This is a genomic window from Acinetobacter sp. AC1-2 (genome assembly GCF_016124155.1).
In the GTDB taxonomy this organism is placed as follows: domain Bacteria; phylum Pseudomonadota; class Gammaproteobacteria; order Pseudomonadales; family Moraxellaceae; genus Acinetobacter; species Acinetobacter calcoaceticus.
The window spans coordinates 1-256 of the sequence record NZ_JABFFO010000033.1; the positions used below are offsets into that span (position 1 = coordinate 1).

Consider the following 256-nt stretch of genomic DNA (forward strand, 5'->3'; position numbering starts at 1 on the left):
GCAGACGGTCCGCACACAGTGAGCGTGACTGCAACAGATGTGGCAGGTAACGTATCAACTCCAGTGACTGGTACAGTAACTGTTGATGCAACAGCACCAACCCTTGCGATTACCACAGATGACCTTGCTCTTGCAGCAGGCGAAGATGCCAACATTAGCTTCACGTTCAGTGAAGCGGTGGCAGGCTTTGCGGCAGGCGACATCACCGTGGTTGGCGGTACATTGACTGGCTTGACGACAACGGACAACATCACCT

General features: G+C 53.9%; 1 protein-coding gene. It reads left to right on the plus strand.

The window, feature by feature from the left end; genetic code table 11:
* Positions 1–256: Ig-like domain-containing protein (locus tag HL290_RS18495; RefSeq protein WP_198497231.1), on the plus strand; the 256-nt coding region annotated here is incomplete at both ends.